Annotated in this window: 20 protein-coding genes; 11 read left to right on the plus strand and 9 right to left on the minus strand. The window is 65.7% G+C overall.

Features of this window, described 5'->3' with window-relative positions:
* Nucleotides 1-99: 99 nt before the first annotated feature.
* From FHR70_RS11275 to FHR70_RS11285, 3 genes are all read right to left on the minus strand, one after another.
* Entirely contained in the window at nt 100-1,308 is a 1,209-nt protein-coding gene (locus FHR70_RS11275; protein WP_183450056.1) for an acetyl-CoA C-acetyltransferase, read from the minus strand.
* 132 nt (nt 1,309-1,440) lie between these two features.
* Nucleotides 1,441-3,234 carry an acyl-CoA dehydrogenase C-terminal domain-containing protein gene (locus FHR70_RS11280; RefSeq protein ID WP_183450058.1) on the minus strand — a complete coding sequence of 598 codons (1,794 nt, stop codon included), beginning with the start codon at nt 3,232-3,234 and terminating at the stop codon, nt 1,441-1,443.
* Between the two features lie 284 nt (nt 3,235-3,518).
* Complete coding sequence (locus FHR70_RS11285; protein WP_183450060.1) at nt 3,519-3,929, minus strand: MerR family transcriptional regulator; 411 nt, start codon at nt 3,927-3,929, stop codon at nt 3,519-3,521.
* Nucleotides 3,930-4,298: 369 nt separating this feature from the next.
* Between FHR70_RS11285 and FHR70_RS11290 the strand changes: the two genes are divergently transcribed.
* From FHR70_RS11290 to FHR70_RS11305, 4 genes are all read left to right on the plus strand, one after another.
* Nucleotides 4,299-7,472 (plus strand): tetratricopeptide repeat protein, encoded by a 3,174-nt coding sequence (locus FHR70_RS11290; protein WP_183450062.1) that lies wholly within the window; start codon nt 4,299-4,301, stop codon nt 7,470-7,472.
* 115 nt (nt 7,473-7,587) lie between these two features.
* Nucleotides 7,588-8,517, plus strand: a complete 930-nt coding sequence (locus FHR70_RS11295) for a sulfite exporter TauE/SafE family protein (RefSeq protein ID WP_183450064.1) — start codon at nt 7,588-7,590, stop codon at nt 8,515-8,517.
* Nucleotides 8,514-9,275 (plus strand): TIGR02186 family protein, encoded by a 762-nt coding sequence (locus tag FHR70_RS11300; protein ID WP_183450066.1) that lies wholly within the window; start codon nt 8,514-8,516, stop codon nt 9,273-9,275. Before FHR70_RS11295 ends, FHR70_RS11300 begins: the two co-directional genes overlap by 4 nt.
* A gap of 76 nt (nt 9,276-9,351) precedes the next feature.
* The gene (locus FHR70_RS11305; protein ID WP_183450067.1) at nt 9,352-10,329 is read left to right on the plus strand and encodes a nitrilase family protein; all 978 of its coding nucleotides are present in this window, start codon (nt 9,352-9,354) and stop codon (nt 10,327-10,329) included.
* Between the two features lie 112 nt (nt 10,330-10,441).
* On the opposite strand, the gene pdeM is transcribed toward FHR70_RS11305, so the two are convergent.
* Together pdeM and FHR70_RS11315 are read right to left on the minus strand one after the other, a co-directional pair.
* Nucleotides 10,442-11,143 (minus strand): ligase-associated DNA damage response endonuclease PdeM, encoded by a 702-nt coding sequence (gene pdeM / locus FHR70_RS11310; protein ID WP_183450068.1) that lies wholly within the window; start codon nt 11,141-11,143, stop codon nt 10,442-10,444.
* The gene (locus tag FHR70_RS11315) at nt 11,140-13,809 is read right to left on the minus strand and encodes a ligase-associated DNA damage response DEXH box helicase (protein ID WP_183450069.1); all 2,670 of its coding nucleotides are present in this window, start codon (nt 13,807-13,809) and stop codon (nt 11,140-11,142) included. Before FHR70_RS11315 ends, pdeM begins: the two co-directional genes overlap by 4 nt.
* A gap of 265 nt (nt 13,810-14,074) precedes the next feature.
* Between FHR70_RS11315 and FHR70_RS11320 the strand changes: the two genes are divergently transcribed.
* A complete protein-coding gene (locus tag FHR70_RS11320; protein WP_183450070.1) occupies nt 14,075-14,893 on the plus strand; it encodes an SDR family oxidoreductase in 819 nt (272 codons plus the stop codon).
* Between the two features lie 148 nt (nt 14,894-15,041).
* On the opposite strand, the gene FHR70_RS11325 is transcribed toward FHR70_RS11320, so the two are convergent.
* Nucleotides 15,042-16,016, minus strand: coding sequence for a class I SAM-dependent DNA methyltransferase (locus FHR70_RS11325; RefSeq protein ID WP_246408016.1), 975 nt, complete (start codon nt 16,014-16,016; stop codon nt 15,042-15,044).
* A gap of 546 nt (nt 16,017-16,562) precedes the next feature.
* On the opposite strand from FHR70_RS11325, the gene FHR70_RS11330 reads away from it, so the two are divergent.
* The 4 genes from FHR70_RS11330 (at nt 16,563) to FHR70_RS11345 (ending at nt 20,708) form a co-directional block, all read left to right on the plus strand.
* Complete coding sequence (locus FHR70_RS11330; RefSeq protein ID WP_183450071.1) at nt 16,563-17,738, plus strand: ligase-associated DNA damage response exonuclease; 1,176 nt, start codon at nt 16,563-16,565, stop codon at nt 17,736-17,738.
* Nucleotides 17,735-19,453 carry a cisplatin damage response ATP-dependent DNA ligase gene (locus FHR70_RS11335; protein ID WP_183450072.1) on the plus strand — a complete coding sequence of 573 codons (1,719 nt, stop codon included), beginning with the start codon at nt 17,735-17,737 and terminating at the stop codon, nt 19,451-19,453. Before FHR70_RS11330 ends, FHR70_RS11335 begins: the two co-directional genes overlap by 4 nt.
* Before the next feature lie 2 nt (nt 19,454-19,455).
* Nucleotides 19,456-19,908 (plus strand): secondary thiamine-phosphate synthase enzyme YjbQ, encoded by a 453-nt coding sequence (locus FHR70_RS11340; RefSeq protein WP_183450074.1) that lies wholly within the window; start codon nt 19,456-19,458, stop codon nt 19,906-19,908.
* 128 nt (nt 19,909-20,036) lie between these two features.
* Nucleotides 20,037-20,708: a response regulator gene (locus FHR70_RS11345; RefSeq protein WP_183450076.1), complete on the plus strand. Its 672-nt coding sequence runs from the start codon at nt 20,037-20,039 to the stop codon at nt 20,706-20,708.
* Here the strand turns inward: FHR70_RS11345 and FHR70_RS11350 are convergent.
* The gene (locus FHR70_RS11350; RefSeq protein ID WP_183450270.1) at nt 20,705-21,646 is read right to left on the minus strand and encodes an alpha/beta hydrolase; all 942 of its coding nucleotides are present in this window, start codon (nt 21,644-21,646) and stop codon (nt 20,705-20,707) included. The two genes, FHR70_RS11345 and FHR70_RS11350, sit on opposite strands and share 4 nt — an antisense overlap.
* A 111-nt stretch (nt 21,647-21,757) precedes the next feature.
* Here FHR70_RS11350 and FHR70_RS11355 point away from each other — a divergent pair, with 111 nt between their 5' ends.
* Entirely contained in the window at nt 21,758-22,021 is a 264-nt protein-coding gene (locus FHR70_RS11355; RefSeq protein ID WP_183450078.1) for a DUF6460 domain-containing protein, read from the plus strand.
* A gap of 8 nt (nt 22,022-22,029) precedes the next feature.
* On the plus strand, nt 22,030-23,367 hold the full coding sequence (locus tag FHR70_RS11360; RefSeq protein WP_183450081.1) for an MATE family efflux transporter: 1,338 nt from the start codon (nt 22,030-22,032) through the stop codon (nt 23,365-23,367).
* Between the two features lie 9 nt (nt 23,368-23,376).
* Here FHR70_RS11360 and FHR70_RS11365 read toward each other — a convergent pair whose 3' ends face one another.
* Nucleotides 23,377-24,462 carry a quinone-dependent dihydroorotate dehydrogenase gene (locus FHR70_RS11365; RefSeq protein ID WP_183450083.1) on the minus strand — a complete coding sequence of 362 codons (1,086 nt, stop codon included), beginning with the start codon at nt 24,460-24,462 and terminating at the stop codon, nt 23,377-23,379.
* Complete coding sequence (locus FHR70_RS11370; protein WP_183450085.1) at nt 24,459-24,803, minus strand: DUF952 domain-containing protein; 345 nt, start codon at nt 24,801-24,803, stop codon at nt 24,459-24,461. Before FHR70_RS11370 ends, FHR70_RS11365 begins: the two co-directional genes overlap by 4 nt.
* Nucleotides 24,804-24,952 lie beyond the last annotated feature (149 nt).

Here is a 24,952-nt window from a genome sequence, read left to right on the forward strand (position 1 = left end):
TCTCGAAGGATGGTCCAGTGTGCTCTGGATCCACATCCTCGTCCTTCGAGACGGCGCTTTGCGCCTCCTCAGGATGAGGATGCCTGCGTTGTGTTATCCTCAAACCCGCTCGATGATGGCTGCCGTGCCCATGCCGGCAGCGACGCAGAGCGTCACAAGCGCCGTCTGCTTGTTGGTGCGCTCCAGCTCGTCGAGCACCGTGCCGAGGATCATGGCTCCGGTGGCGCCCAGCGGATGGCCCATGGCGATGGCGCCACCATTCACGTTGACCTTCGCAGGATCGAGATCCATCGCCTGCATGTAGCGCAGGACCACGGAGGAGAACGCTTCGTTGATCTCGAAGAGGTCGATGTCGTCCTTCGTCATGCCGGCCTTGCGCAGTGCCAGCTCCGACACGTCGATGGGGCCGGTCAGCATGAGCGCGAGATCGGACCCGATGGAGGCGAAGCCCTTGATGCGCGCCCGCGGCTTCAGGCCGGCCTTCTCGCCACCTTCCCTGTTGCCGACGAGAACGGCAGCCGCGCCATCGACGATGCCCGACGAGTTACCCGCGTGATGCACGTGGTTGACGAATTCCACATCCGGATGCGCTGCAATCGCCACCGCGTCGAAGCCGCCCATCTCGCCCATCTGCACGAAGGCGGCCTTGAGCTGGCCGAGTGACTGCATGTCGGTCTGCGGCCGCATGTGCTCGTCCTTGGCCAGAATGGTGAGGCCGTTGATGTCCTTCACCGGCACCACGGACTTGGCAAAGCGCCCCTCGTCCCATGCCTTCCCGGCACGCTTCTGCGACTCGACCGCATAGGCGTCGACGTCGTCGCGCGAAAAGCCGTACTTGGTGGCAATCAGATCCGCCGAGATGCCCTGCGGCAGGAAGTAGTTGTCGATGGCGATCCCCGGATCGACCGGCCATGCGCCGCCGGATGCGCCCATGCCGATGCGACTCATGGATTCCACGCCGCCGCCGATGGTGATGTCCTTCATGCCCGACATGACCTGCGCGGCGGCCAGAGCCACCGCATCGAGACCCGAGGCGCAGAAGCGGTTGATCTGCACGCCCGGCACTTCCTTGCCGAAGCCGGCCTTCAGAGCCGCCGCACGTGCGATGTCGCCGCCGGCCTCGCCGACCGGATCGACGCAGCCGAGCACCACATCCTCCACCAGCTTCGGGTCGAGGTTGTTGCGGCGGCGGATCGCGTCGAGCGCCGTGACGGCGAGGTCCACGGTCGGCACTTCGTGCAGCGAACCATCCGGCTTGCCGCGCCCGCGCGGGGTGCGAACGGCGTCGTAGATATAGGCTTCAGCCATGGAGGCCTCCTGGAATTTCATCAGCGTCATCCTGGGCTAGCGAAGGGCGACCCAGGATCGTTTTCAAGAGTGTTCACTCGTCACGCGATCCCGGCTCTTCGCTGACGCTCCGGCCGGGATGACGCCTGTTACTTAGAACGCCTCGACCGGCATCGCCATGGTCGTGTCGGCGCCCGTCGTGATGAGGGCGAGGCGCGTTGCGGTCTCGGGCATCAAGCGCTCCATGAAGAAGCGACCGGTGAGCAGCTTGGCGTCCATCTTCTCGGCGACGCCGTTGCCTTGTGCCTTCTTGGCCTGAGCCGCCTTCGCCATCCGGGCCCACATATAGCCCAGAACCACCAGGCCGAAGAGGTGCATGTAGTCGGTCGCCCCGGCGCCCGCGTTGTCGGGCTTCGCCATGGCGTTCTGCATGAACCACATGGTCGCCTGCTGGAGATGGCCAAGGCCCTGCTGCAGCGGCGCGATATAGGGCTTCAGGCTCTCGTCGCCGGCATTCTCCTGGCAGAAGGCGCCGACCTCGTTGAAGAAGGTCATGACCGCGCGGCCGCCGTCCTTGCCGAGCTTGCGGCCGACGAGATCCATGGCCTGGATGCCGTTGGCGCCCTCGTAGATCATGGCGATACGAGCATCGCGCACGAACTGCGACATGCCCCATTCCTCGATATAGCCGTGGCCGCCGAACATCTGCTGCGCCTTCACGGCATTGTCGAAGCCGAGATCGGTGAGCACGCCCTTCGCCACAGGCGTCATGAGGCCCATGTAGTCCTCGGCCACCTGGCGCTGCGCCTCGTCGGAGGAGCGGTGCGCGATGTCGTTGTTCAGCCCCGTCCAGACGATGAAGGCGCGGCCGGCCTCGTTGAAGGCCTTGATGGACATCAGCGTGCGGCGCACGTCCGGATGCACGATGATCGGGTCGGCGGGCTTGTCGGGAAATTTCGCGCCGGTGAGCGAGCGGCCCTGGAGACGGTCCTTCGCATAGGCCACCGCGTTCTGGTAGGCGACCTCGGACTGTGCCAGCCCCTGCACGCCGACGGCGAGGCGCGCCTCGTTCATCATCACGAACATGGCGTTGAGGCCGCGGTTTGCCTCACCCACGAGCCAACCCCTGGCGCCGTCGTAGTTCATGACGCAGGTGGCATTGCCGTGAATGCCCATCTTGTGCTCGAGCGAGCCGCAGGAGACACCGTTGCGCTCACCCAGCGAGCCATCCTGGTTCACGAGGACCTTCGGCACGACGAAGAGCGAGATGCCCTTGGTGCCCGCCGGTGCGCCCTCGATGCGGGCCAGCACTAGGTGGACGATGTTCTCCGCCATGTCGTGCTCGCCGGCCGAGATGAAGATCTTGGTGCCGGAGATCGCATAGGAGCCGTCGCCATTCGGTACGGCCTTGGTCTTGAGCAGGCCCAGATCCGTGCCGCAATGGGGCTCGGTGAGGTTCATGGTGCCGGTCCATGTGCCCTCGATCATCTTCGGCAGGTAAGTCTTCTTCTGCTCCTCGGTGCCGTGCACGATGAGCGCCGCGATGGCTCCTTGAGTCAGGCCCGGATACATGCCGAGCGCGAGGTTCGACGAGGAGACGAATTCCTGCATGATCGTGTTGAGGACGGACGGAAGCCCCTGCCCGCCGAACTCGTCGGGCGCAGCCAGACCCATCCAGCCACCGGCGGCATAGGCCTCATAGGCCTCCTTGAAGCCTTTCGGCGTCGTCACCGATCCATCCGGGTTGCGGGTGCAGCCTTCCTGGTCGCCGGACAGGTTCAGGGGCGCGAATACCTCCTCGCAGAGCTTGGCGCCCTCGGCCAGGATCGCCTCCACCGTGTCGGACGTCGCATCGGCGAAACCCGGCAGGTTGTTGTATCGCTCAATCGGAAACACGTCGTTCAAAAGGAACATGACGTCTTCGACGGGGGCCTTGTAGACCGGCATTGTGGGTGTCTCCCAGATCGGATTCCGGCACGATCTTCCCATACGGAAGCATGCCAGCCAAATAGATAGTTCACATATAAACTATCCGGCCGGATTTGGAAGAGCCGGGGCACGAAATCTTTCGAGGGGTAGGCCCCGGGTGCTCGTCAGGAAGACTTGCCGGCTTCTGTCAGGCCATGGCCTCTTCTGCGATCGACAGCGCGCAAACAAAAAGCCCTTTGGCATCGAGGCGTGCAGCCTGATGCCAAAGGGCTTGTTTTAGACGGTTGGCAGGTGTGCGAAGATCAGGCCGCGGCAGCCAAGCCGGCGCGGCGGGCCTGGAGTTCGGCCAAGGCCTCCTCGATTTCCTTCTTCTGCTGCTCGAGGTGCTGGATCTGGTCCTCGATCTGGTCGAGCGACAGCTTGAGGTTCATGGCCGGGCCGTTGCCGGAGCGCTCCTCGGCCAGCATGGCGCGGATCTCGGTCAAGGTGAAGCCGAGCTGCTTGCCCTTGAGGATCACGGAGAGGCGCTCACGGTCGCGGGCGTCGTAGATGCGGGCGGTGCCGTCCCGGCGGGGGGACAGGAGGCCGCGATCCTCGTAGAACCGGAGAGTCCGCAGGGTCACCCCGAACTCGCGCGCCAGATCTCCGATCGTATAGTACTTGGCACCCTCTGCTGCATCTCCAGCTTTGGCGCCGATTGCGAATTGGTCCATGGAATGCCCCGTCATCTCGTTGTTCTCGGCTTTGTGCTCGAAGCACATCCCCTTTGGTAATGAAATGATAGAACATATGTTTCGAAAGATGCAAGGGTATTACAGATATCAGGTGCCGGTAGGGCAAAAGAACGCGCTTCTTTCGTCGTGACGTAAGGGAATATTCTGCCTCTCAGGCAGGCAACATTACTGAAACCCTCTCCATTTAACGGGTTTTTTACTACGCTCGACGAAAGCTGCGCCATCGGACAAAGGGTTCTTAAGGCGGCATGATTCGCCTTTCTCGACATCCCTTTGCCCGTCAGGCGAAGGTCGGCACGGGGCTCATCTTCGCCTTGAGAAGTTTCAGCGTATCCCCGCGAGCCCATGATGAGACGACACGTCCTCTCAAGACCTGACGACCCGGACCTCGACGCCCGCGAGCTGGCCATGGCCGCGGCGCGCCGGGCGGGCTTGAGCCTCGAGGACTGGGCCGCGGCCGTTCTGGCCGACCAGGACGACGAACCCGTCCCCTCCTTTCGACCGAGGGCGCGCTGGACGACCGGCAGCGACCTCGATGCCCTGATCGCCCGGATGTCCTCCCCGCGGCCGAAGAAGGATTACGAAACCCTCAGGGCGGCCATCGCGGCCGAGAGCGAGCGGCAGGCCGAGGATCAGGCTGCGCGGACGGCCATCGCCCTGGAATCGATGGCAAGCTGGATCGAGCAGGCCGAGACCCGGCTCAACGACGCTGCCCGCACGTCTGTGGATCAGCAGGAGCGCATCGCCGCGATCCTGACCCAGGCCCTGTCCTCCCTGAAGGAGCGCCTCGACACGGTCGAGCGCCGGGTTGCCACTGAGCGGCCCCCTCCGCCGCGCATGGAATTCCCCATGGAGGAGGCCCTCAAGGCGCTCGCCCCCGTGTCCCAGACCTTATCCGGCCTGCGGGCCGACATGTCCCGGCTCGCCACTCGCCTGGAGCAGCCAGTCCCGGACGTCTCGCCCGCCGTTGAGACGATCCGCGCCGAAATCGACACGCTCCGATCCGGCCTGGAGCATCTGGCGACCCGCAGCGAGATCGCGGCCCTTGGCGCATCCCTCGGCTCCCTGGCCAAGGATCTCGGGCAGGGTCCGACCTCCAAGGACCTGCACACCCTCGCCGGCTCGATGACCGTGCTCTATGAAGAGGTTCAGACCCTCTCCGAGCGGGTCAATCATGAGCTGCATCAGCATCTCGGCCTCGGGATCGATCGCGTCACGAAGAAGATCGACCGCATGGCCGAGGCGGGCATCGACCGCTCGGTGATCGAATTCCTCAGCGGCCAGATCGTGGACCTGCGCCATGACCTGGCGAGCCGCGCCGAGCCGCAGCAGATGGTCCGGCTCTCCGGCGACATCGAAGCTCTGGGGCGGCAGATCGCCGAGCTTCGCCTCCATCAGGTGAGCAAGAGCGATTTCACCGCCCTGAAGCGGTCCCTCGACGATGTCTGCTCGGCCCTCTACGTGACCGCCACGGCCCAGGACGCCAGCAAGGTTCCCGAACTGCTGGAGAGCGTGGATCGCCGCCTCGATCTCCTCGTCCGCCGCCCTGACCCGCAACCAGCCGATTTTGCCCCGATCAGCGAGCAGCTGGCCCTCCTGACCGAGCGCATGGCCGCCCTGTCCGACAGCCGCTCGACCGAGGGCGCCCCGGTCAGTGGGATGGAAGATCGGCTGTCGTTCCAGATCAGGGAAGTGGCCGCGCGGGAAACGCTCTCCCATGAGCCTCTGCTGGAGCGGTTCGATCGGATCGAGCAGGAACTGCGCCAGCTCGGCCAGCAAGCTGATACGGCCGACGTGGCGCGGATGCTCCGTTCCATCGACGAAAAGCTTGAACGCCCGCCCGCCCCACCGGCGGGCTTCGATGCCCTGGAGCGGCAGGTCGCGGCGCTGGCGGAACGCCTCGGATCCACAACCGACGAACCGCTGCGCAACGCCTTGCAGGATGCGGCCGGGCAGCTGACACATCTGCAGAACGAGGCTGCCGGGATTGCCGAGCGTGCGGCCAGGGCCGCGTTGAACGACATTCGAGCAACCTTGCCCGATGCGGGCGATTTGGATGTTCTCAAGCATGGCTTCGTCGAGCTGAAGGCCCTTCACACCCGCTCGGACCGGAAGACGCAGGAAACCCTGAAGTCGGTTCATGAGGCCTTGGAGGGGCTGGCGTCCCGCTTACAGAGCCAAGCTGCACCCGCGACCGGCAGCCAGCCCCTTCCGCCCTCGGACCTGCCGCCCTCAGACCGCCTCGAAGCGGCTGTGCGCAAGCTTCATGCGGTCACTCTGTCCCGGATCGAGGACACCGCGCTCCCTGCTCCCGACGCACCCGCGCAAGCTCCAAGGCCGGCAGAGATCGCGCCCGTGGCAGCCGCAGACGAAGACACCGGCCATGTGCGCGCGAGCTTCATCGCGGCGGCCCGGAGGGCTGCGCAGAATGCGGTGTCGGAACCCGCAGAACCCGCCCTTCTGGCTCAGGAGCCGAACGCAGAGCTCACAAGCGAAGAGCGGGATGCAAACGACGAGGCCGAGGCATCGCAGCTGCCCTCGCTGTTCGAGCGCCTGCGCCGGACCCTCGACAGCCATCGCCGCCCTCTCCTTCTGGGCCTCGCATTCCTGGTTCTGGCGGCCGGCACCGCACAGATCCTGACTGGAACGCCCAGCGTCTCGGCCGTCGCATCCGCGTCGGCAAGCGCGCCGCAGGACGTTCAAGCTCCCGAAGCGCAGCCCCAGAGCATGCCAAGCGCTCCCGCAGCAAAGCAGGATGTGAGCCTGTTCCAGGCATCCAGCCTCGCCGCGCAATCCTCGACCCCGGCCCCTCTGGCCGCGGGCAGGTTCCTCGTGGACCCGGAAACCATCGGCGGCATCCCGACCGAGATTCCGGCAGGTTTACGCCAGGCGGCCCTCACAGGCGATGCGGCGGCGCTCTATGAGATCGGAGCGCGACTGGCCGAAGGGCGCGGCATGGTCGAGGACCTGGCAGCGGCGGCACGCCTCTTCGAGCGCGCCTCCCAGGCAGGTCTCCCACCGGCCCAGGAGCGTCTTGCCTCGATGTTCGAGCAAGGCCTCGGGGTCGGGCGCGATCTCAAGCAGGCGGTCTTCTGGTATGAGCGGGCGGCCCTGGGCGGCCATGTCCGCGCCATGCACAACCTCGCGACCCTGCTCGCCTCCGGGGCCAGCGGCAAGGCGGACTACGCCACGGCCCTGCGCTGGTACACCGAGGCCGCGGAGGCGGGCTTTCGCGACAGCCAGTTCAACACAGGCCTGCTGCTGACCCGCGGCATCGGCTCGAAGGCGAACCTGCCCAAGGCCTTCCAGTGGTTTTCTCTCGCGGCCGCTCAGGGCGACGCGGAAGCCGCCCGAAAGCGTGACGATCTGGCTGCTCGCCTCACCCCTGCGGATCTGAAAAGCGCTAGAAACACGATCGATCAGTGGCGCCCGCGCGCCGTGGACCCGATTGCCAACGAGCCCCCGACGGCGGCCCCGGAATGGACGGCTGCCCTGGATCGATCTTCACCCGACAGGAGTTGACAGCAGGCAGGCTCTGTCATCTTCCGTTCAGAACGTGACCGTTACATCGCCTGCATGATGCTGTAACAACGAACTGTAACAACCACGTGGCTGCACCGGCCATAGGGGAACCGGGTTGCAAATCTATTTGCCTATCGCTGAGATGCCTGTGAGCGTTCTTCTCATCCTCGGGATGGGTGCGGCGGTGGGCTTCATTTCAGGCCTGTTCGGCATCGGCGGTGGCTTCCTGATGACGCCGCTCCTGATCTTTCTCGGGATCCCCCCGGCCGTCGCGGTGGCAACCCAATCGGCCCAGATCGTCGCCTCCTCCACCACCAGCGTGCTCGGCGCGTTGAGGCGCAACGCCCTCGATCACAAGCTCGGCGCCATTCTGGTGGCGGGCGGCTTCGTCGGATCCGCCCTCGGCGTCTGGTTCTTTGCGGCCGCGCGCCGGGCCGGACAGCTCGATCTCGTGATCGTCATCTCCTACGTGACGCTGTTCACCATCGTCGGCAGCCTGATGCTGAAGGAGAGCATCCGGGAGTTCTGGCACAGGCGCAAGGGCGGCGCGGTGCGCCTGCGCCGCCGGGCCGGCGAGCACGCGCCCTATCTCGGCTGGCCCCTGCGGATGCGCTTCTACCGCTCGAAGCTCTATGTCAGCGTCATTCCCATCCTCGGCCTCTCTCTCTTCATCGGCTTCGCCGGCGCGCTGCTCGGCATCGGCGGCGGCTTCATCGTGGTGCCGGCGCTGCTCTACATCTTCCGCGTGCCCACCACCGTGGTGGTCGGCACCTCACAGTTCCAGATCGTCTGCACCACCCTGGTGGCTCTCATCCTCCACGCGATCACCAATCAGGCGGTCGACATGGTGCTGGCGATCCTCCTCATCGTCGGCGGCGTCTTCGGGGCTCAGTTCGGGGCACGGATGGGACGCCATCTGCGGGCGGAGCTGTTCCGCTTCCTGCTCGCGCTCCTGCTGCTGGCCGTGGGCCTGCGCTTCGGGCTCGAACTCGTGCTGAAGCCGGAGGAGCCGTTCTCCATCTCCGTCCAGGAGGTGCGCCAGTGAGGGTGCTCGGCCTCCTCCTGCTCCTGTGGGCTGGCTTAACTCCGGCGCAGGCCGAGACCCTGATCACGTCCCTGTCAAACCATCGGGTCCTGATCAATTCCAACTATACCGGCACGCAAATCGCCGTGTTCGGCGCCATCGAGCGGGATGCCCAGACGGTCGCCCGCGCCACGGGCTACGACGTGGTCGTCACGGTCCGCGGTCCGCGTCAGTTCCTGACAGTGCGCGAGAAGGAGCGGCTCGGCCCCGTCTGGATCAACCAGGACCAGCAGAAATTCCCATCGGTTCCGGCCTATATCAGCGTCATGACCTCCCGGCCGATTACCGAGATCACGAGCGACCAGCTGCGCCAGCGACAGAAGATCGGCCTTGAGGCCATCATCAGCGCCAACGACTTCACCTATGGGCGCGACGGCGCGGACAAGCCGTTCCGCGAAGCGCTGCACCGCCTGAAGGCCCAGGAAGGGCTCTATCTCGAAGACGAGCGAGGCGTGACCTTCCTGACATCGGACATCTTCCGCGCAGGCATTCCGTTGCCGGCCACCGCACCGCCCGGCAATTACGATGTGGATGTGACGCTCTTTGCCGACACCGTGATCCTGGCCCGCACCAACACCCATTTCGAACTGGTGAAGACGGGCTTCGAGGAGCAGATCGGTGTGGTGGCCCGTGACTGGTCGCTGCTCTATGGCCTCGCAACCGCCGCGATCGCCATCTTCTTCGGCTGGCTCGCAAGCGTCATCTTCCGCCGCGACTGAAACCGCCGCCGGCCTTCGCCTTTACAGGAAGAAATCGTCGGGTGATCCTGCTCTCCGCTGGAGGAGAACGAGCAGGATGATGCTGAAGGCTGGGACGGTTCAATTTCACCACAGGGCCAACGACAAGGCCTACAACATGTCGGTGGTGGAGCGCTTCTGCGGTGAGGCTGCCGCGAAGACGATCAAGATCCTCGCTTTTCCCGAAATGTGCCTGACCGGCTACTGGCATGTGCGCAATCTCGGGCGGGAGCAGCTGGAGGCACTTGCCGAGCCGGTACCCTCGGGTCCCTCCACGCAGGCGGTCTTAAGCCTTGCTGCACGATATGACATGGCCATCGGGGTCGGCCTGATCGAGAAGGCAAAGGACGGGCGCCTTTTCAATACCTACGTGGTGTGCATGCCTGACGGACAGGTGCACCGCCACCGCAAGCTCCACGCCTTCGAGAGCGACGATATCGCGAGCGGCGACAGCTACACGGTGTTCGACACGCCATGGGGCGTGAAGGTCGGCGTTCTCATCTGCTGGGACAACAACCTCGTCGAGAATGCCCGCGCCACGGCCCTGCTGGGCGCCGATATCGTCATGGCGCCGCACCAGACCGGCGGCTGTCATTCGCGCAGCCCTCAGGCCATGGGGTTGATCGACCCGGCTCTCTGGAAGAACCGGCACACCAATCCCGAGGCCATCGAAGCGGAGTTCCGTGGCCCCAAGGGGCGCGAATGGCTGCTGCGCTGGCTGCCGGCCCGCGCGCACGACAATGGGTATTTCCTGCTCTTTGCCAACGGGGTCGGCGAGGACGACGGCGAGGTGCGCACCGGCAACGCCATGATCATCGATTGCTATGGCCGGATCATCGCGGAAACCTGGAAGGCTGACGATGCTCTGGTCGTCGCCGATCTCGACCTCGACCTCCTGCCGCTCGCCACCGGCCGCCGCTGGATCCGCGGCCGCCGCCCGGACCTCTACGGGCTTCTCACACAGCCGCAGGGCCATGAACTCGCACCACGGCAGGCGCGTTTTTCGGAGGCGCCTGTAGTGAAGGCAAAGGGATGACACTCTCGACGTCATGCCCGGGCTTGTCCCGGGTATCCACGTGTTCATGGCGCCGTGGTTCGAAGACGTGGGTGGCCGTAAACCAAGTGCGTCCGTGACGGCGGTTTGATGCTTAGTCTCGGCAGAGCATGGATTTGGCGATGGCGAAGATCCGCTCGGTGCCGATGAGATGGGCCGTGAAGCCGTTCGGGAACAGAGGCTTGAAGGCGGCATCGCAGGCATTCAGTCCGCCTGCATAGGCCCCGAGCGCCGGCATCACGCAACGCTGGCCATCGGTGAGGAAGCAGCGCCGCCGGGTCGAGCGCCCGCGCATCACCACCTTGCCGACCGGATGGAGATGGCCGGCGACCTCCGCCTGCTCGCCGGCTGCGGGTTCATGGCGCAGGGTGAGGGATCCGAGCGCCATCTCCTCCACCACCTGCCCGCCGATGCTGTCGGGGAGGATGCGGTCATGGTTGCCCGTGACCCAGATCCAGTCGCGGCCCTGCTGCACTTGCGTGAGCGTCGTGCGCTCCTCAGTCCCGAGCCGCTCCGGCCCACCGATGTCATGGAAGCTGTCGCCGAGCGCGATCACGGTCTTCGGATTGAAGCGGAACACCGCATCGGAGAGGGCGAGAAGCGTCTCGCGCGTGTCGTAGGGCGGTAGCATCATGCCACGCCGGGCGAAGGACGAGCCCTTCTCGAAATGAAGATCGGCCACGAGCAGCGCATCCTGGGCCGGCAGATACATCGCCCCCGTCAGGTCGAGCAGCGCCAGCTGCCCCTTCAGCTCGATTTCGTGCGTTGTCTGTTTGTTCTTCTGCAATGCCGTCACGCCAAAGCCTCGTCGAGAAGCGCTGCTTCCGCCTCGGCCAGAATCTCGTCCGCGTTGTCGCTATAGACGCGCTCGCGGCCGATCTCCAGCATGACGGACACGCTCAAAGGAGATACCCGGTCGAGCGGCTTGTGGATGATTCGCCCCCGGATGCGCTCAAGCATCATGCCGAGGCGCCTCACGTCGAGGAGTCCCGTTGCCGCATCCGCCCGGGCGGCGCGCAACAGAACGTGATCGGGCTCGTGCTTGCGCAGCACGTCGTAGACGAGATCGGTGGAGATCGTCACCTGCCGGCCGGTTTTCTTCTCCCCCGGGAAGCGGCGCTCGATGAGGCCGGCGATCACGGCGCATTGGCGGAAGGTGCGCTTCATCAGGGAGGATTCGGCGAGCCAATCCTCCAGGTCGTCGCCCAGCATGTCCTGCGAGAACAGCTCGTCCATGAAGCCCGGATCGCGCCCGGCGCGGCCTGCGATGTCGCCTGAGGCATAGACCGCGATGCCGTAATCATTGGCGACGAAACCGAGCGGCTTGAGCTTGGCCCGCTCCAGGCGGCGGGTGAGGAGCATGCCGAGCGTCTGGTGCGCGAGCCTGCCCTCGAACGGGAAACAGGTCATGTAGAAGCGGTTGCCGCGGGGAAAGGTCTCGACCAGGAGATCGCGCGGCCCCGGCACGATGGAGCGGCGCCGCTGCTGCAAGAGCCACTCCGTCATCTGCGGCGGCAGGCGATCCCACTCGAACGGGTCGGCGAGGATCGCGCGGACACGCGCGGCGAGAAAGGTTGAGAGCGGGAACTTGCCGCCCTCATAGGACGGGATCATCGGATCGGTGCCGGAGCCGGCGCGGGTGACCAGCACTTCATCCTCGGAGATGCCCTCGAAGCGCAGCACCTCGCCGGAGAAGAGAAACGTGTCGCCGGGCGTCAGCGTCTCGGCGAAGTATTCCTCGATCTCGCCGAGAATTCGTCCACGCGGCAGCACGGTGCCGGGCCGCGAGCGCATGCTCTTGCCGAGCCGCACCTTGATCATGCTCGACTCGACGATGGTGCCGACGTTGAGCCGGTATTGCTGCGCTACCCTGGCATCGCGCACGCGCCACAGGCCATCGTTACCCCGTACGATCTTGGCGAAGCGTTCGTAGGCACGCAGCGCATAACCGCCTGTGGCGACGAAGGCGACGCAGGCCTCGAAATCCTCCCAGCTCAAGCCGGCATAGGGCGCCGCCGAGCGCACCTCCTCGTACAGCTCCGCAAGGTCGAACGGCCCGGCGCAGGCCATGCCGAGGATGTGCTGGCAGAGCACATCGAGCGCACCGACACGCGCATCCGGCGTATCCTGCGCGGCCTCGTGCACGGCATCGAGCGCTGCACGGCATTCGAGAATCTCGAAGCGGTTCGCCGGCACGAGATAGGCCTCCGAGGGCTCATCCATGCGGTGGTTCGAGCGGCCGATGCGCTGCATGATGCGCGACGCCCCCTTCGGCGCGCCCACATTCACCACGAGATCCACATCGCCCCAGTCGATGCCGAGATCGAGCGTCGCGGTGCAGACCACCGCCTTCAGCTTTCCCGCCGCCATCGCCTCCTCGACGCGCCTTCTCTGCGACACGTCGAGGGAGCCGTGATGGAGTGCGATGGCAAGGTTGTCGTCGTTGAGTTTCCAGAGCTCCTGAAATGTGTACTCCGCCTGCAGGCGCGTGTTGACGAAAACGAGCGTGGTCTTGTGGCCGCGGATGAGATCGTAGATCGCCGGCATCGACAGGGAGGCCGTATGGCCGGCGAGCGGCAGGCGCTCGTCGAGGTCGAGCATGCGGATGTCCGGCTGCGCGCCGCCTTGGACCACGACGAGGTCGGCCATCGGTGTTTCCCCTCCCCCTTGCGGGGAGGGGCTAGGGGTGGGGGTGGTGCGACCGGGTAAGCGCTCGCTCGAGTCCACCGTTGCAGCGATGCTTTCGCGAGCCGAAGAACGCGCGGAGTTCTGGCTTTCCGACCCCCACCCTTTATCCCTCCCCGCCAGGGGGAGGGAATCTGCGGAACGCTGCGGCACCAGGTACCGCCTGAGATCATCCGGCTCGCGCACCGTCGCGGAGAGGCCAACGGCCGTCGCCTGCGGGGCGATCATCATCAGCCGTGCAAGGCCGAGCGACAGCAGGTCGCCGCGCTTCGAGGTGACCAGCGAGTGCAGTTCGTCCAGCACCACGCGCCGCAGGTCCTTGAAGAACTCCCGCGCCTCCGCGTGCGCCAGCAGCAGCGCCAGCTGCTCCGGCGTGGTGAGCAGGATGTCCGGCGGCCGCTCGATCTGGCGGGCGCGCTTGTGCGAGGGCGTGTCGCCCGTGCGGGTTTCGACGCGGATGGGGAGCCCCATCTCGGCGACCGGGATTTCGAGGTTGCGGGCGACGTCGGTGGCGAGCGCCTTCAGGGGCGAGATGTAGAGGGTGTGGAGCCCGCGCCTGTCCTTGGCCGTGCCGCGGCTTGGCCTCCGCTCCGAGAGCTCCACCAAGCTCGGCAGGAATCCGGCCAGCGTCTTGCCCGCCCCGGTGGGCGCCACGAGCAGCACCGAGCGGCCTTCTCGCGCCTTGGCGAGCAGGTCGAGCTGGTGCGCCCTCGGCTTCCAGCCGCGGCTCTTGAACCAGTCACGAAAGGTCTTAGGGAGAAGGGACGCTTGAGACATGAATCCTCAAGATAAGGCCGCCGGGAAGGTTCCGCCATGGCCGGGCCCCACCCTGTTGTCATTTCCGGCCGGAGCGTAGCGGAGGGGAAGGGAATCCATAGCCCGCGTTCGATCGTGGATCCCTTTCCTCGCTTCGCTCGCCGGGGATGACACCCACGGCACGATTTCGGAACATGTGAAAGCCCCTGTCTGACCGCTTGCCATCCAGCCCAGGATCGCCTCAGTTCAACCAACGCCAAAAACGATACCGTAGAGGACCAACGCTATGCCGCACGATACCCAGTTCGAGAACGCCGTCGCCGTCGTCACCGGAGGCACGCAAGGGGTGGGCGAGGCCATCGCCCGCACGCTGGCCGAGCGCGGCGCCAAGGGCATCGTGATCTGCGGCCGCAACGAGGAGCGCGGGCATGCGGTGGCCCGCGAGATCTCCAACCAGGGCTGCCACACGGAATTCGTGCGGGCCGACCTCGAAAACATCGACGAGGCGCGTCAGGTCACCGCGCGGGCCGACAGCGTCTTCGGGCGTGTCGACGTGCTGGTGAACGCCGCCGGCATCACCGACCGCGGCACGATCTTCGACACGAGCCCCGAGCTCTTCGACCGCATGTTCGCCGTCAACGTGCGCGCGCCGTTCTTCCTGATGCAGGAGGCCGCCAAGATCATGCGGCGCGAGAAGATCGAAGGCAGCATGGTCAACATCCTGTCCATGTCGGCCCATGGCGGACAGCCCTTCATTGCGGCCTATTGCGGCTCGAAGGGGGCGCTCGCCACGCTGACCAAGAACGCCGCCTTCAGCCTCATGCCCTGGCGCATCCGCGTGAACGGCCTCAACATCGGCTGGATGAACACGCCCGGCGAAGACCGGATCGTGCGTCTCTACCACGGCGCCCAGGACGGCTGGCTCGAGAAGGCCGAAAAGGAACAGCCCTTCGGCCGCCTGCTCGACCCACGCGAGGTCGCCCGCGCCGTGGCTTTCCTGACCTCGTCGGAATCCGGCATGATGACCGGCTCGATCATCGACTTCGACCAGTCGGTGATGGGCTGCTACGAGAGCGCGCCGCATCCCTCGACGCCGGGGCAGTAGACCGCTCCCACAAACTCAACCTCATCCTGAGGAGCAGCCGTGAGGCTGCGTCTCGAAGGAGGGTCAAGAGAGAACTGGAGCCTCCTTCGAGACGGTCGCTGAAGCGACCTCCTCAGGGTGAGGCTTCAGGTGACTCCAACGTTGGAAATCAACGCTGCAGCACGCATAAGAACCCGGGAACCGGCACGCCGCGATCCTCCCGGGTCGAAACCCGCTCGAAGATCACCATCGTGAAGCCCGCCGTCTCGGCGAGCTCACGCACGTAGGGTTCGCTGTGCGCGTAGCGCGCGTCCTCGCCGAGGATGAAGCCTTCGCCTTTATGGGCCTGCACCGTGAAGGCGAAGAGCCCTTCGCGCTTCAGGACCCGGTGTGCCTCGCGGAACACGGCGTCGAGCGCCGCCATGTAGACGAACACGTCGGCCGCCACCACGAGATCGGCCTCCGCGGTTGCGCGACCTGCGAGAAACGACACCAGCTCGCCCTCGTGCAGGGCATCGTAGAGCTTGGTCTTCTGCGCCTTCTCCAGCATGCCGGGCGAGAGGTCGACACCTTCGATGGAGGCGCACGTCCCGTCGAGCGCCTGCGCCATGAGTCCGGTGCCGCAGCCGAGGTCGAGGGTGAGGCCGAAGCGGTAATCACGGATCTGCGTGGAGCAGGCGCGGCGCAGGGCGTCGGCGATCAGCTCCGGCCCGCGATAGGCGAGGCTCTTGGTCAGGTGCCGGTCGAATTTCGGCGCATAATCGTCGAAGAGCGCCCGCACATAGCCCTCCGTGATCGCCTCATCGGGCGCCAACGCTCCAAGCTTGGCGAGGTCGAGCCGCACACCCAGTTCGTCGGCAGGCTCAAGCGTCAGCGCCCGACGCAGTGCCTCGACCGCCTCGTCCCGTGTGCCCAGTTCAGCCAGGGAACGCCCCAGCATGGCATGGGCGGCTGCGAAATCCGGCGCGAGCTCCAGCACCTGCCGGGCCAGATCGGCCGCGGCCGCGAAGTCGCGCTCGTCGAAGGCGGCGCGGGCATATTCATAGCGGCGGTCGGCGCGAAAATCGCCGGTGGATCGGGCAGTCTGGGTCTGCGGCATGGCGTGTGGATGCGGGAGAGTGGAGAGGCTGTCAATGGTGCGCAAGCCCTGTATCATCCCTGGCCTCGGTCCGGGGATCCACGTCTGGTCTTCCTCCGCCCTCATCCTGAGGAGCAGCCGTGAGGCTGCGTCTCGAAGGAGGATCCAGAGAGCACTGGTGCCTCCTTCGAGACGGTCGCCTAGGCAACCTCCTCAGGATGAGGGCTACGGGTGTGAGGCTACGTCTTGTTCTCACTTTGTTCTTGACTTCTGTCCTAAGCTGGGCTATATCATGGTTCATCCTCGTCCACAGAGGGGCGCGCTCGCGAGGCGTCGCAGATGCGGGACGAAGGAGCGGTCCCGCCGCAGGTCTCGCACGCCTGTGATCGCGGGTGGCCGATCCTGGCGCAGATCCAGGTCCGCTGAAACAAACCGCGCGTGACGAGCAGGTCCGGCTCTTCACTTCTCACCACACCCATCGAGCCGGGCTGCCCAGCACGCCTCCCTCGATCTCACCCGACGGCTCGCAGCCCACCCGCTGCGGGCCCGAAGGCGCTGGTTCGGCGTTATCCCTCGGCCTGACATCACCAAGCCGGACCCTATATTCCCACCATGGCGCTGCGTTCCACCGACATCCTCACCCAGACCCCGCAAGGGCTCTACTGCCCCCTCGGCGACTTCCACATCGACCCGGTCAGGCCCGTGAAGCGGGCGCTGATCACCCACGGTCATTCGGACCATGCCCGCTCGGGCCACCGGACCGTCATGGCGACCCGGGAGACCCTGCGGATCATGGGCGTGCGCTACGGCGAGGACTTTGCCGGCTCGACCCAGGAGGCAACCTTGCGCGAGAGCATCCGCGTCGGCGACGTGACCGTGCGATTCACGCCGGCCGGCCATGTGCTGGGCTCGGCGCAGATTGCCATCGAGGCTGGCGGCACCCGGGTCGTGGTCTCGGGCGACTACAAGCGCGCCGAGGATCCGACCTGCCTCCCTTACGAGGTCGTGCCCTGCGACGTGTTCATCACCGAGGCGACCTTCGGCCTACCCGTTTTCCGCCATCCGGACACGCGGGGCGAGGTCCGCAAGCTCCTCGATTCCGCAGCCCTTTTCCCCGAACGTGCTCACATCGTTGGCGCCTATGCGTTAGGCAAGGCGCAGCGGGTCATGGCGCTCCTGCGCGAGGAGGGCTACGACCAGCCGATCTATCTCCACGGCGCCATGGAGCGCCTGACCGAGCTGTATAAATCCGAAGGCATCCCGTTGGGCGAGACCCCGAAAGTCGTGGCTGCCGAGCGCTCGAAGCTCGCTGGGGCCATCGTGATCTGCCCGCCCTCCTCCATCCAGGACCTCTGGTCCCGCCGCTTCCCCGATCCGGTCACATGCTTCGCCTCCGGCTGGATGCGGGTGCGGGCACGAGCCCGGCAGAAGGGCGTGGAACTGCCGCTCGTGATCTCCGACCATTCCGACTGGGACGACCTCTGCCGCACGATCCGGGAGACCGGCGCCGGCGAAGTCTGGGTCACCCACGGCCAGGAGGATGCGCTGGTCCATTGGTGCACCACCCACGGCATCCGGGCGCGGCCCCTGCACATGCTGGGCTACGGCGACGAGGGCGAAGCGGAGGAGCCAGCCCACCCTCCCCTCGAGGGGGAGGGTCGGGAGCAGAGCGAGCGGGGCGGGGTGGAAACTCAACCTCCCAATGTTCGCGCTGCCACCCCACCTCGGCCTTCGGCCGATCCTCCCCCTCAAGGAGAGGATAAGGGTGGGCAAGGAGACGCGGCATGAACCGCTTCGCCGCCCTCCTCGACCGCCTCGGCTATGAGCCGCGTCGCAACGCGAAGCTGCGGCTGCTGACCGATTACTTCCGTCACACCCTCGACCCGGAACGGGGCTATGCGCTGGCGGCCATGACCGGCGCGCTCATGTTCAAGGAGGCGAAGCCCGGCCTGATCCGCGGCCTCGTCGAGGAGCGGACCGATCCGGAGCTGTTCCGGATGTCCTACCATTACGTGGGCGACCTCGCCGAGACGGTGGCCCTGATCTGGCCCGCTCCGGGGCATGAAAGCGTGGCGCCCGCCGACGGCACGCCGACCATCGGCCACAACAACCCGCCGCCGCACGTGCCGACCCTCACCGAGGTCATCGAGACGCTGGCGACCACCAGCAAGAGCGACCTTCCGGCCCGGGTCGCCGGGTGGATGGATGCCCTGGACGAGACTGGGCGCTGGGCCCTGATCAAGCTGATCACCCGGGAGCTGCGCGTCGGCGTCTCGGCCCGCCTCGCCAAGACTGCCGTCGCTCAGCTCGGGCAGATCGAGCCGGACGAGGTCGAGCTGGTCTGGCACGGGCTGGAGGCGCCCTACGAGGATCTGTTCGCCTGGGTCGAGGGCCGTGGCGAGAAGCCCGAGTCCGGCAATCCCGCGCCGTTCCGCCCATCGATGCTCTCGCATCCGCTGGAGGATGAGGATTTTGCGAAGCTCGAGGCGTCCGAGTTCCTGGCCGAATGGAAATGGGACGGCATCCGCCTCCAGGCCGCCTCTGGCCATGGCAGCGACGGCCGCCCGGTGCGACGGATCTATTCCCGCACCGGCGAGGACGTCTCCCGCGCCTTTCCCGACCTCGTGGAGGCGCTCGATTTCGAGGGCGCCATCGACGGCGAACTGCTGATCGTGCGCGAGGGCCGGGTGCAGAGCTTCAACGTGCTGCAGCAACGCCTGAACCGGAAGGCCGTGACTCCGAAGCTCATTGCCGAGTTTCCGGCTCACCTGCGCGTCTACGACATCCTGTTCGAGGGCGAGGAGGACCTGCGCGCCCTCCCCTTTGCCGAGCGGCGCAAACGACTTGAGGCGCTTGTTGCAAGACTCGACGACCCGCGCATCGACCTCTCGCCGATGGTGCCGTTCGAGACCTGGGAGGATCTCACCGCCGCCCGCGCCGACCCCGCCTCCGTCGGAGCCGGTCCCGATGCGGACGCCATCGAGGGCTGCATGATCAAGCGGGCGAACAGCCCCTACCTGCCGGGCCGCCCCAAGGGCTATTGGTACAAGTGGAAGCGCGATCCCTACCTTGTCGACGCGGTGATGATGTACGGCCAGCGCGGGCACGGAAAGCGCTCGTCCTTCTACTCCGACTACACGTTCGGGGTCTGGCGCGACGGACCGAACGGCGAGGAGCTGGTGCCGGTAGGCAAGGCCTATCATGGTTTCACCGACGAGGAGCTGGTGAAGCTCGACCGCTTTGTCCGCAACCACACGGTCAAGCGCTTCGGCCCGGTCCGGGAGGTGGAATACGGCAAGGATCGAGGCCTCGTGCTGGAGGTGGCCTTCGAGGGGCTGCAGCGCTCGACCCGGCACAAATCCGGCGTCGCCATGCGCTTTCCCCGCATCAACCGCATCCGATGGGACAAGCCCGCAGCCGAAGCCGACCGGATCGAGACCCTGGAAAAGATCCTGGAGCGGGGCGAACAGGAGGTTCATCCGTTGAAGGATCAGGAGGCCTGACGATGCTGAACGTGGAAACCCTCTCCGAGGCGAGCGTCACCCAGCAGGTGAACGGCCGGCTCGTGGTGGAAACCGAAGGCCAGGGCTTTACCGAGATCACGGAGCCCCTGTCGCGCTGGGTGTTCGGCACCGGGGTTCTGAACGGCCTGCTGACGGTGTTCTGCCGCCACACCTCGGCCTCGCTGCTCATCCAGGAGAACGCCGACCCCGACGTGCGCCGGGACCTGCTGACGGCCCTTGACCGCCTGGCGCCTCGCGAGGCGGGCTATGTCCACACCATCGAGGGGCCGGACGACATGCCGGCCCATATCAGGACCATGCTGTCCGGGGTCTCCTTGAGCATTCCCGTGCTGGACGGCCAGATGGTGCTCGGGACATGGCAGGGCGTCTATCTGGCCGAACATCGGGACCGGCCGCACACCCGCGACCTGATCGTGCATCTGATCGGGGCGTAATCCACATGATTGCATGTGACGCCTCCGTAGATTCCCGTAGAATGGCCAGGAACGGCGTTTGCCGCCTTGCCATTCCCTCAAGGTTCCGGCTAAGGCACAGGGCAAGCGTCTCGTGGGAGTAGGCACACGTGCAAAGTCAGTCCACCACGATCATCATTGCTGATGACCATCCGCTGTTTCGCGGCGCGCTGAGGCAGTCCGTTGCCTCCATCATGCCCCAGGCCCGCGTGATGGAAGCAAGCGGCATGGATGACCTGAACGCCACCCTGTCCCAGGAACGCGACGTCGACCTGATCCTGCTCGACCTGACCATGCCGGGCGTCCAGGGATTTTCCGGTCTCATGTCGCTGCGGGCACAATATCCCGAGCTGCCGGTCGTGATCGTTTCCGCCACGGAAGAACCGACCGTGATCCGCCGGGCCATGGATTTCGGCGCCTCGGGCTTCATCCCGAAATCCATCGACATCGACAGCATCGGCGGCGCCATCCAGGCGGTGCTCGCCGGCGACACCTGGACCCCGCCGGATGTGGACCTCTCGGCCGCCGAGGATGCTGAGACCGCCGATCTCGTGCGCCGCCTGGGCACCCTCACGCCGCAGCAGGTGCGCGTTCTGACCATGCTGTCCGAGGGCCTGCTCAACAAGCAGATCGCCTACGAGCTCGGGGTCTCCGAGGCCACCGTGAAGGCCCACGTCTCGGCGATCCTCGACAAGCTCGGGGTCGACAGCCGTACGCAAGCCGTCATCGCCGCCTCCAAGATCGGCGTGACCCAGCGCCCCTCCCCGGCCGGAGCCGATTAAAGCCCCTCGATAAATCCATCGATCCGCGACAGCGCCTGCTCGCTCATGGCGCTGTCGAAGCGGATGAACACGTGGCAGCCGCCGGGCCAGAGGGCGAGGTCCGCCGCGTTGCCGGCCGCCGCCCAGCGCGAGGCCATGAACAGCGTGTCGTCGAGGAGCATGTCCTTCGTGCCCACCGAGAACAGCGCGGGCGGCAGGCCCTTCAGGTCGGCGTAGAGAGGCGAGATATCCGGGTCGCGCCGATCGGGAGCATGACCGACGAAGTTGTCGGCGAACACCTTGACGTCGTTCGTGTTCAGGATCAGCCGTTCAGGTCCCCAATGTCGGACGCTCGGCGTTAGGGTGAGATCATAGCAGCCGGCAAAGAGGTTTGCGCCCCGGAAGGGGGTGAGACCATGCCGGTCCCGCAGCCGCAGGATCGTCACCGCCGACAGATGGGCGCCGGCCGACTCGCCGCCGATGAACAGGCGCGAGGAGCCGAATCGGCTCTCCATCTCCCGGAGCACCCAGAGCGCGGCCGCCTCGCAATCGTCGGCTGGAGCCGGATAGGGCTGTTCGGGTGCGAGGCGATACTCGACCGAGACCACGGCAAGGCCGCAACGGTCGGCCAGGCGGTCGAGCCAGGGATCCTGCTCGTCCGCCGTGCCCCAGGTCCATCCGCCGCCATGGATGTGCAGATAGACGCCGCGCGGGTTGTCGGGCGCGATGATCCGCAAGGGAATGGGACCGCCCGGCCCGTCGATTGTCATGGCCTGAGCCTTGGAACTCAGGGGCAGCAGGGGAAATGGCCCCAGGCCTTGGCGGCGCCGCTCGCGCACCACGGCCGGCGGGACGGACATCGGGTCCGGCAAGGCTGCAAGCTTGGCCACGATGTCGGCATTCTGGGCACGGATCTCCTCGCTGATGGCGGAGGGGTCGAACAAGGCGGGATCGATCATGCGGAACTCGGGTTGGGTTGCGTTCATCGCCGGCCCCTGCGATGAAGCACACGCGAGGCCTGAGGTCCATTACGCTTTCTTCCAGTGACGCTTTCCGACGAGATGAGCAGCATGTCCAACCTGAACCGTTTTCTCGGCGGCTCCCCCGGCTCGGTGCTGGTGAAGCTGATCTTCCTGTCGCTCCTCGTCGGCGCCTTCCTGGCCTTTTACGAGATCACACCCTTTGAACTAGTTGAGAGGCTGTTCAGCTGGCTTGCCTCCGTTTTCGACCTAAGCTTGGAGACAGTCCTTAGAGTAGGCCGTTGGGTTCTCTACGGGGCGGTCATCGTGGTCCCGCTCTGGCTCATCTCCCGCCTGTTCGGCAGCCGGCGCTGAGGCTCGCCATGGACGGCGCACCGACCCCGCAGCGGCTGGATATTTCCCACTGGCGTATCCTGGCGCTCGCCCTGCCGATGACCCTGTCGCATGTGACGACGCCCCTCCTGGGGCTCGTCGACGCGACGGTGATCGGGCGGCTCGGCGAGGCGCATCTCCTGGGCGCAGTGGCGCTCGGCGCCGTCATCTTCGATTTCGTGTTCTGGAGCTTCGGGTCGCTGCGCATGGCGACCGCCGGCCTCACGGCCCAGGCGACAGGCGCCGGCAACCGGCACGAGGTCGACGTGACGCTGGCCCGCGCGTTTCTGGTGGCCGGGATCACGGGCCTCCTGCTGATCGTGCTGCAATGGCCGATTGCCGCCATCGCCTTCTCCATGGCGGGCGCCAGCGAGGCGGTGACCAAGGCGCTCTCGACCTATTTCTTCATCCGCATCTGGGCCGCTCCCTTCACCCTGGCGAACTATGTCATCCTCGGCTCGACCCTGGGGCGCGGGCGCACCGATCTCGGCCTGCTGCTGCAGGTGGCGATCAACGTCGCCAACATTGTGCTGACCATGGCGCTGGTGCTGGGTCTCGGCCTCGGCATCGCCGGTGCGGCCATCGGCACGGCTTTGGCCGAGATACTAGGCGTGGGCCTCGGCATCGTGGTGCTGCGGCGGCTCGGTTCCAATCCGCTCGCCGTCACATGGGCCGAGGTGCTGAACCGGACCGCGATGCTGCAGACGCTCGCCATGAACCGGGACATCATGATCCGCAACGTGGCGCTGATCCTCGCCTTCTCGATCTTCAGCGCCATGGGGGCGCGATCCGGAGACGTGACGCTCGCGGCGAATGCGGTGCTCTACAACATGTTCCTGATCGGCGGCTATTTCCTCGACGGCTTCGCCACCGCGGCCGAGACCCTGTGCGGCCAGAGCATCGGCGCCCGCGACGAGCGCAGCTTCCGCCGCGCCATCCGCTTGAGCCTGGGATGGAGCCTCGGCTTCGGATTTGCGGTCTCCTGTCTCTTCCTTGCCGGCGGCGGACCATTCATCGACTTCGTGTCGACCAACCCGGATGTGCGGGCTTACGCACGTGACTATCTGGTCTTTGCAGCCCTGACGCCCCTTCTGGGTGCCGCGGCCTTCGCCTTCGACGGCATCTACACCGGCGCGACCTGGACCCGCTCCATGCGCGACCTGATGGTCATCGCCTTTGTGATCTATGCCGGCATCCTGCTCGCCGCTGGCAGCCTCGGCAACACGGCTCTCTGGATCGCGCTTCTGGCCTTCCTGAGCGCGAGGGGGCTTGGCCAGTTCATCCTCTATCCAGGGCTGGCGAGAAAAACCTTCGCCAGCCTCGCCTGAGTTCGGCGTTCAGAACTCTCCCCTGGCAATCGCCGATGCATCACGGCCAAGAGCCTGCGCGAGCGACATCTTCTCGCTCGCGAGGATCTGCACCAGACCGTTCTTGATGTCGCCGATGAGGCTTGGCCCCTTGTAGACCATGGCCGAGTAGAACTGCACCAGGCTGGCGCCGGCGCGGATCTTCGCCCAGGCGGCCTCCGCGGAATCCACACCGCCGACGCCGATGAGCGGGATCTTGCGTTCCACGCGCTGGAAGGTTTCGGCGAGAAGCTTCGTGGACGGCACGAAGAGCGGCTTGCCGGAGAGGCCGCCTGTCTCCGATGCGAGCGCTTTTTCCTTCAGGCTGTCGGGCCGCGCGACTGTCGTGTTGGAAACAGTGAGACCGTCGATGCCGCGCCTGAGCGCGGTGGCCACGATGGCGTCGAGCGTGTCGAGCGAGATATCGGGCGCGATCTTCAGCAGCACGATTGTCTTGTGCCCGCCCTTTTCCGCCTTGTCCCGTGCCTCGATGCTGCGCGCGAGAAGATCGTCGAGGAAAGCCTCGCCCTGCAGGTCGCGCAGGCCCGGCGTGTTGGGCGATGACACGTTGATTGTGAGGAAATCGGCAAGCCCGCACAGGCGCTGAATGCACAGCACGTAATCGGCAATGCGGTCATCCGAGTCCTTGTTCGCCCCGATATTGACGCCCACGATGCCGGGACGCCCACGGCGTTGCGCAAGACGCCGGCATGCCACGTCGAGCCCGTCGCTGTTGAGCCCGAAGCGGTTGATCACCGCTTCGTCCTCGGCGAGACGGAAGACGCGTGGGCGCGGATTACCTGCCTGCGGCTTAGGCACGACACCACCGAGTTCGACGAAGCCGAACCCAAGGCCAAGAAGCTGATCCGGCACTTCGCATTGCTTGTCGAAGCCCGCCGCAAGCCCAACCGGGTTGGGAAAAGTTCTGCCGAACACCGCGACGGAGAGGCGCGGATCGTCCGCCGGGGCGGGCGTCACCGGCATCAGGGACAGCCCCCTGATGGTCAACTGATGGGCGGTCTCCGCATCGAGCGCATGCAGCGCGGGCTTCGCGAGGGAAAACAGTGCACCAATCATGCGTCGAGATCCGGAAAGATGTGTTGTCCATTTGCGCCGAGAGGCAGCGGCTTCACCCATCGGACAGTTGATAAAGGCAGATGAGCGTAAAGATGCGGGAAGAGATCCCCGCCACGGGACGGCTCATACCGCAGGGCCTCGCCCAGTGAGTCGGCATCGATGGCGATCAGCAGGAGATCGCTTTGTCCCGCAAAGTGCCTGGCAGCCGTCTCGCGAACCTGCTCGGCAGTGGAAAAGTGGAGGTACCCATCCTGGATGTCGATAGGCGCTCCTGAGAAGAGGCCGGCCTCTTCAGCCTCGCGCCAAAGCAATGTCGGGCAAATTTTGTAGATAATGCGCATGATAGCTCGATTAATTGAGCGTCGCTTCAGGAGCAATCCTGATTAGACATATTGTCTCAAGAGTCGGGATCCCGTTGTCTATGCCTTAGAACAATCTTAATTCCTATTCATAGGTTCGGTTTCAGTTATTCGCTTCTAGCGAAGGTTTC

Origin of the sequence: Microvirga lupini, from assembly GCF_014191055.1 — a bacterium.
Classification (GTDB): Bacteria; Pseudomonadota; Alphaproteobacteria; order Rhizobiales; family Beijerinckiaceae; genus Microvirga; species Microvirga lupini_A.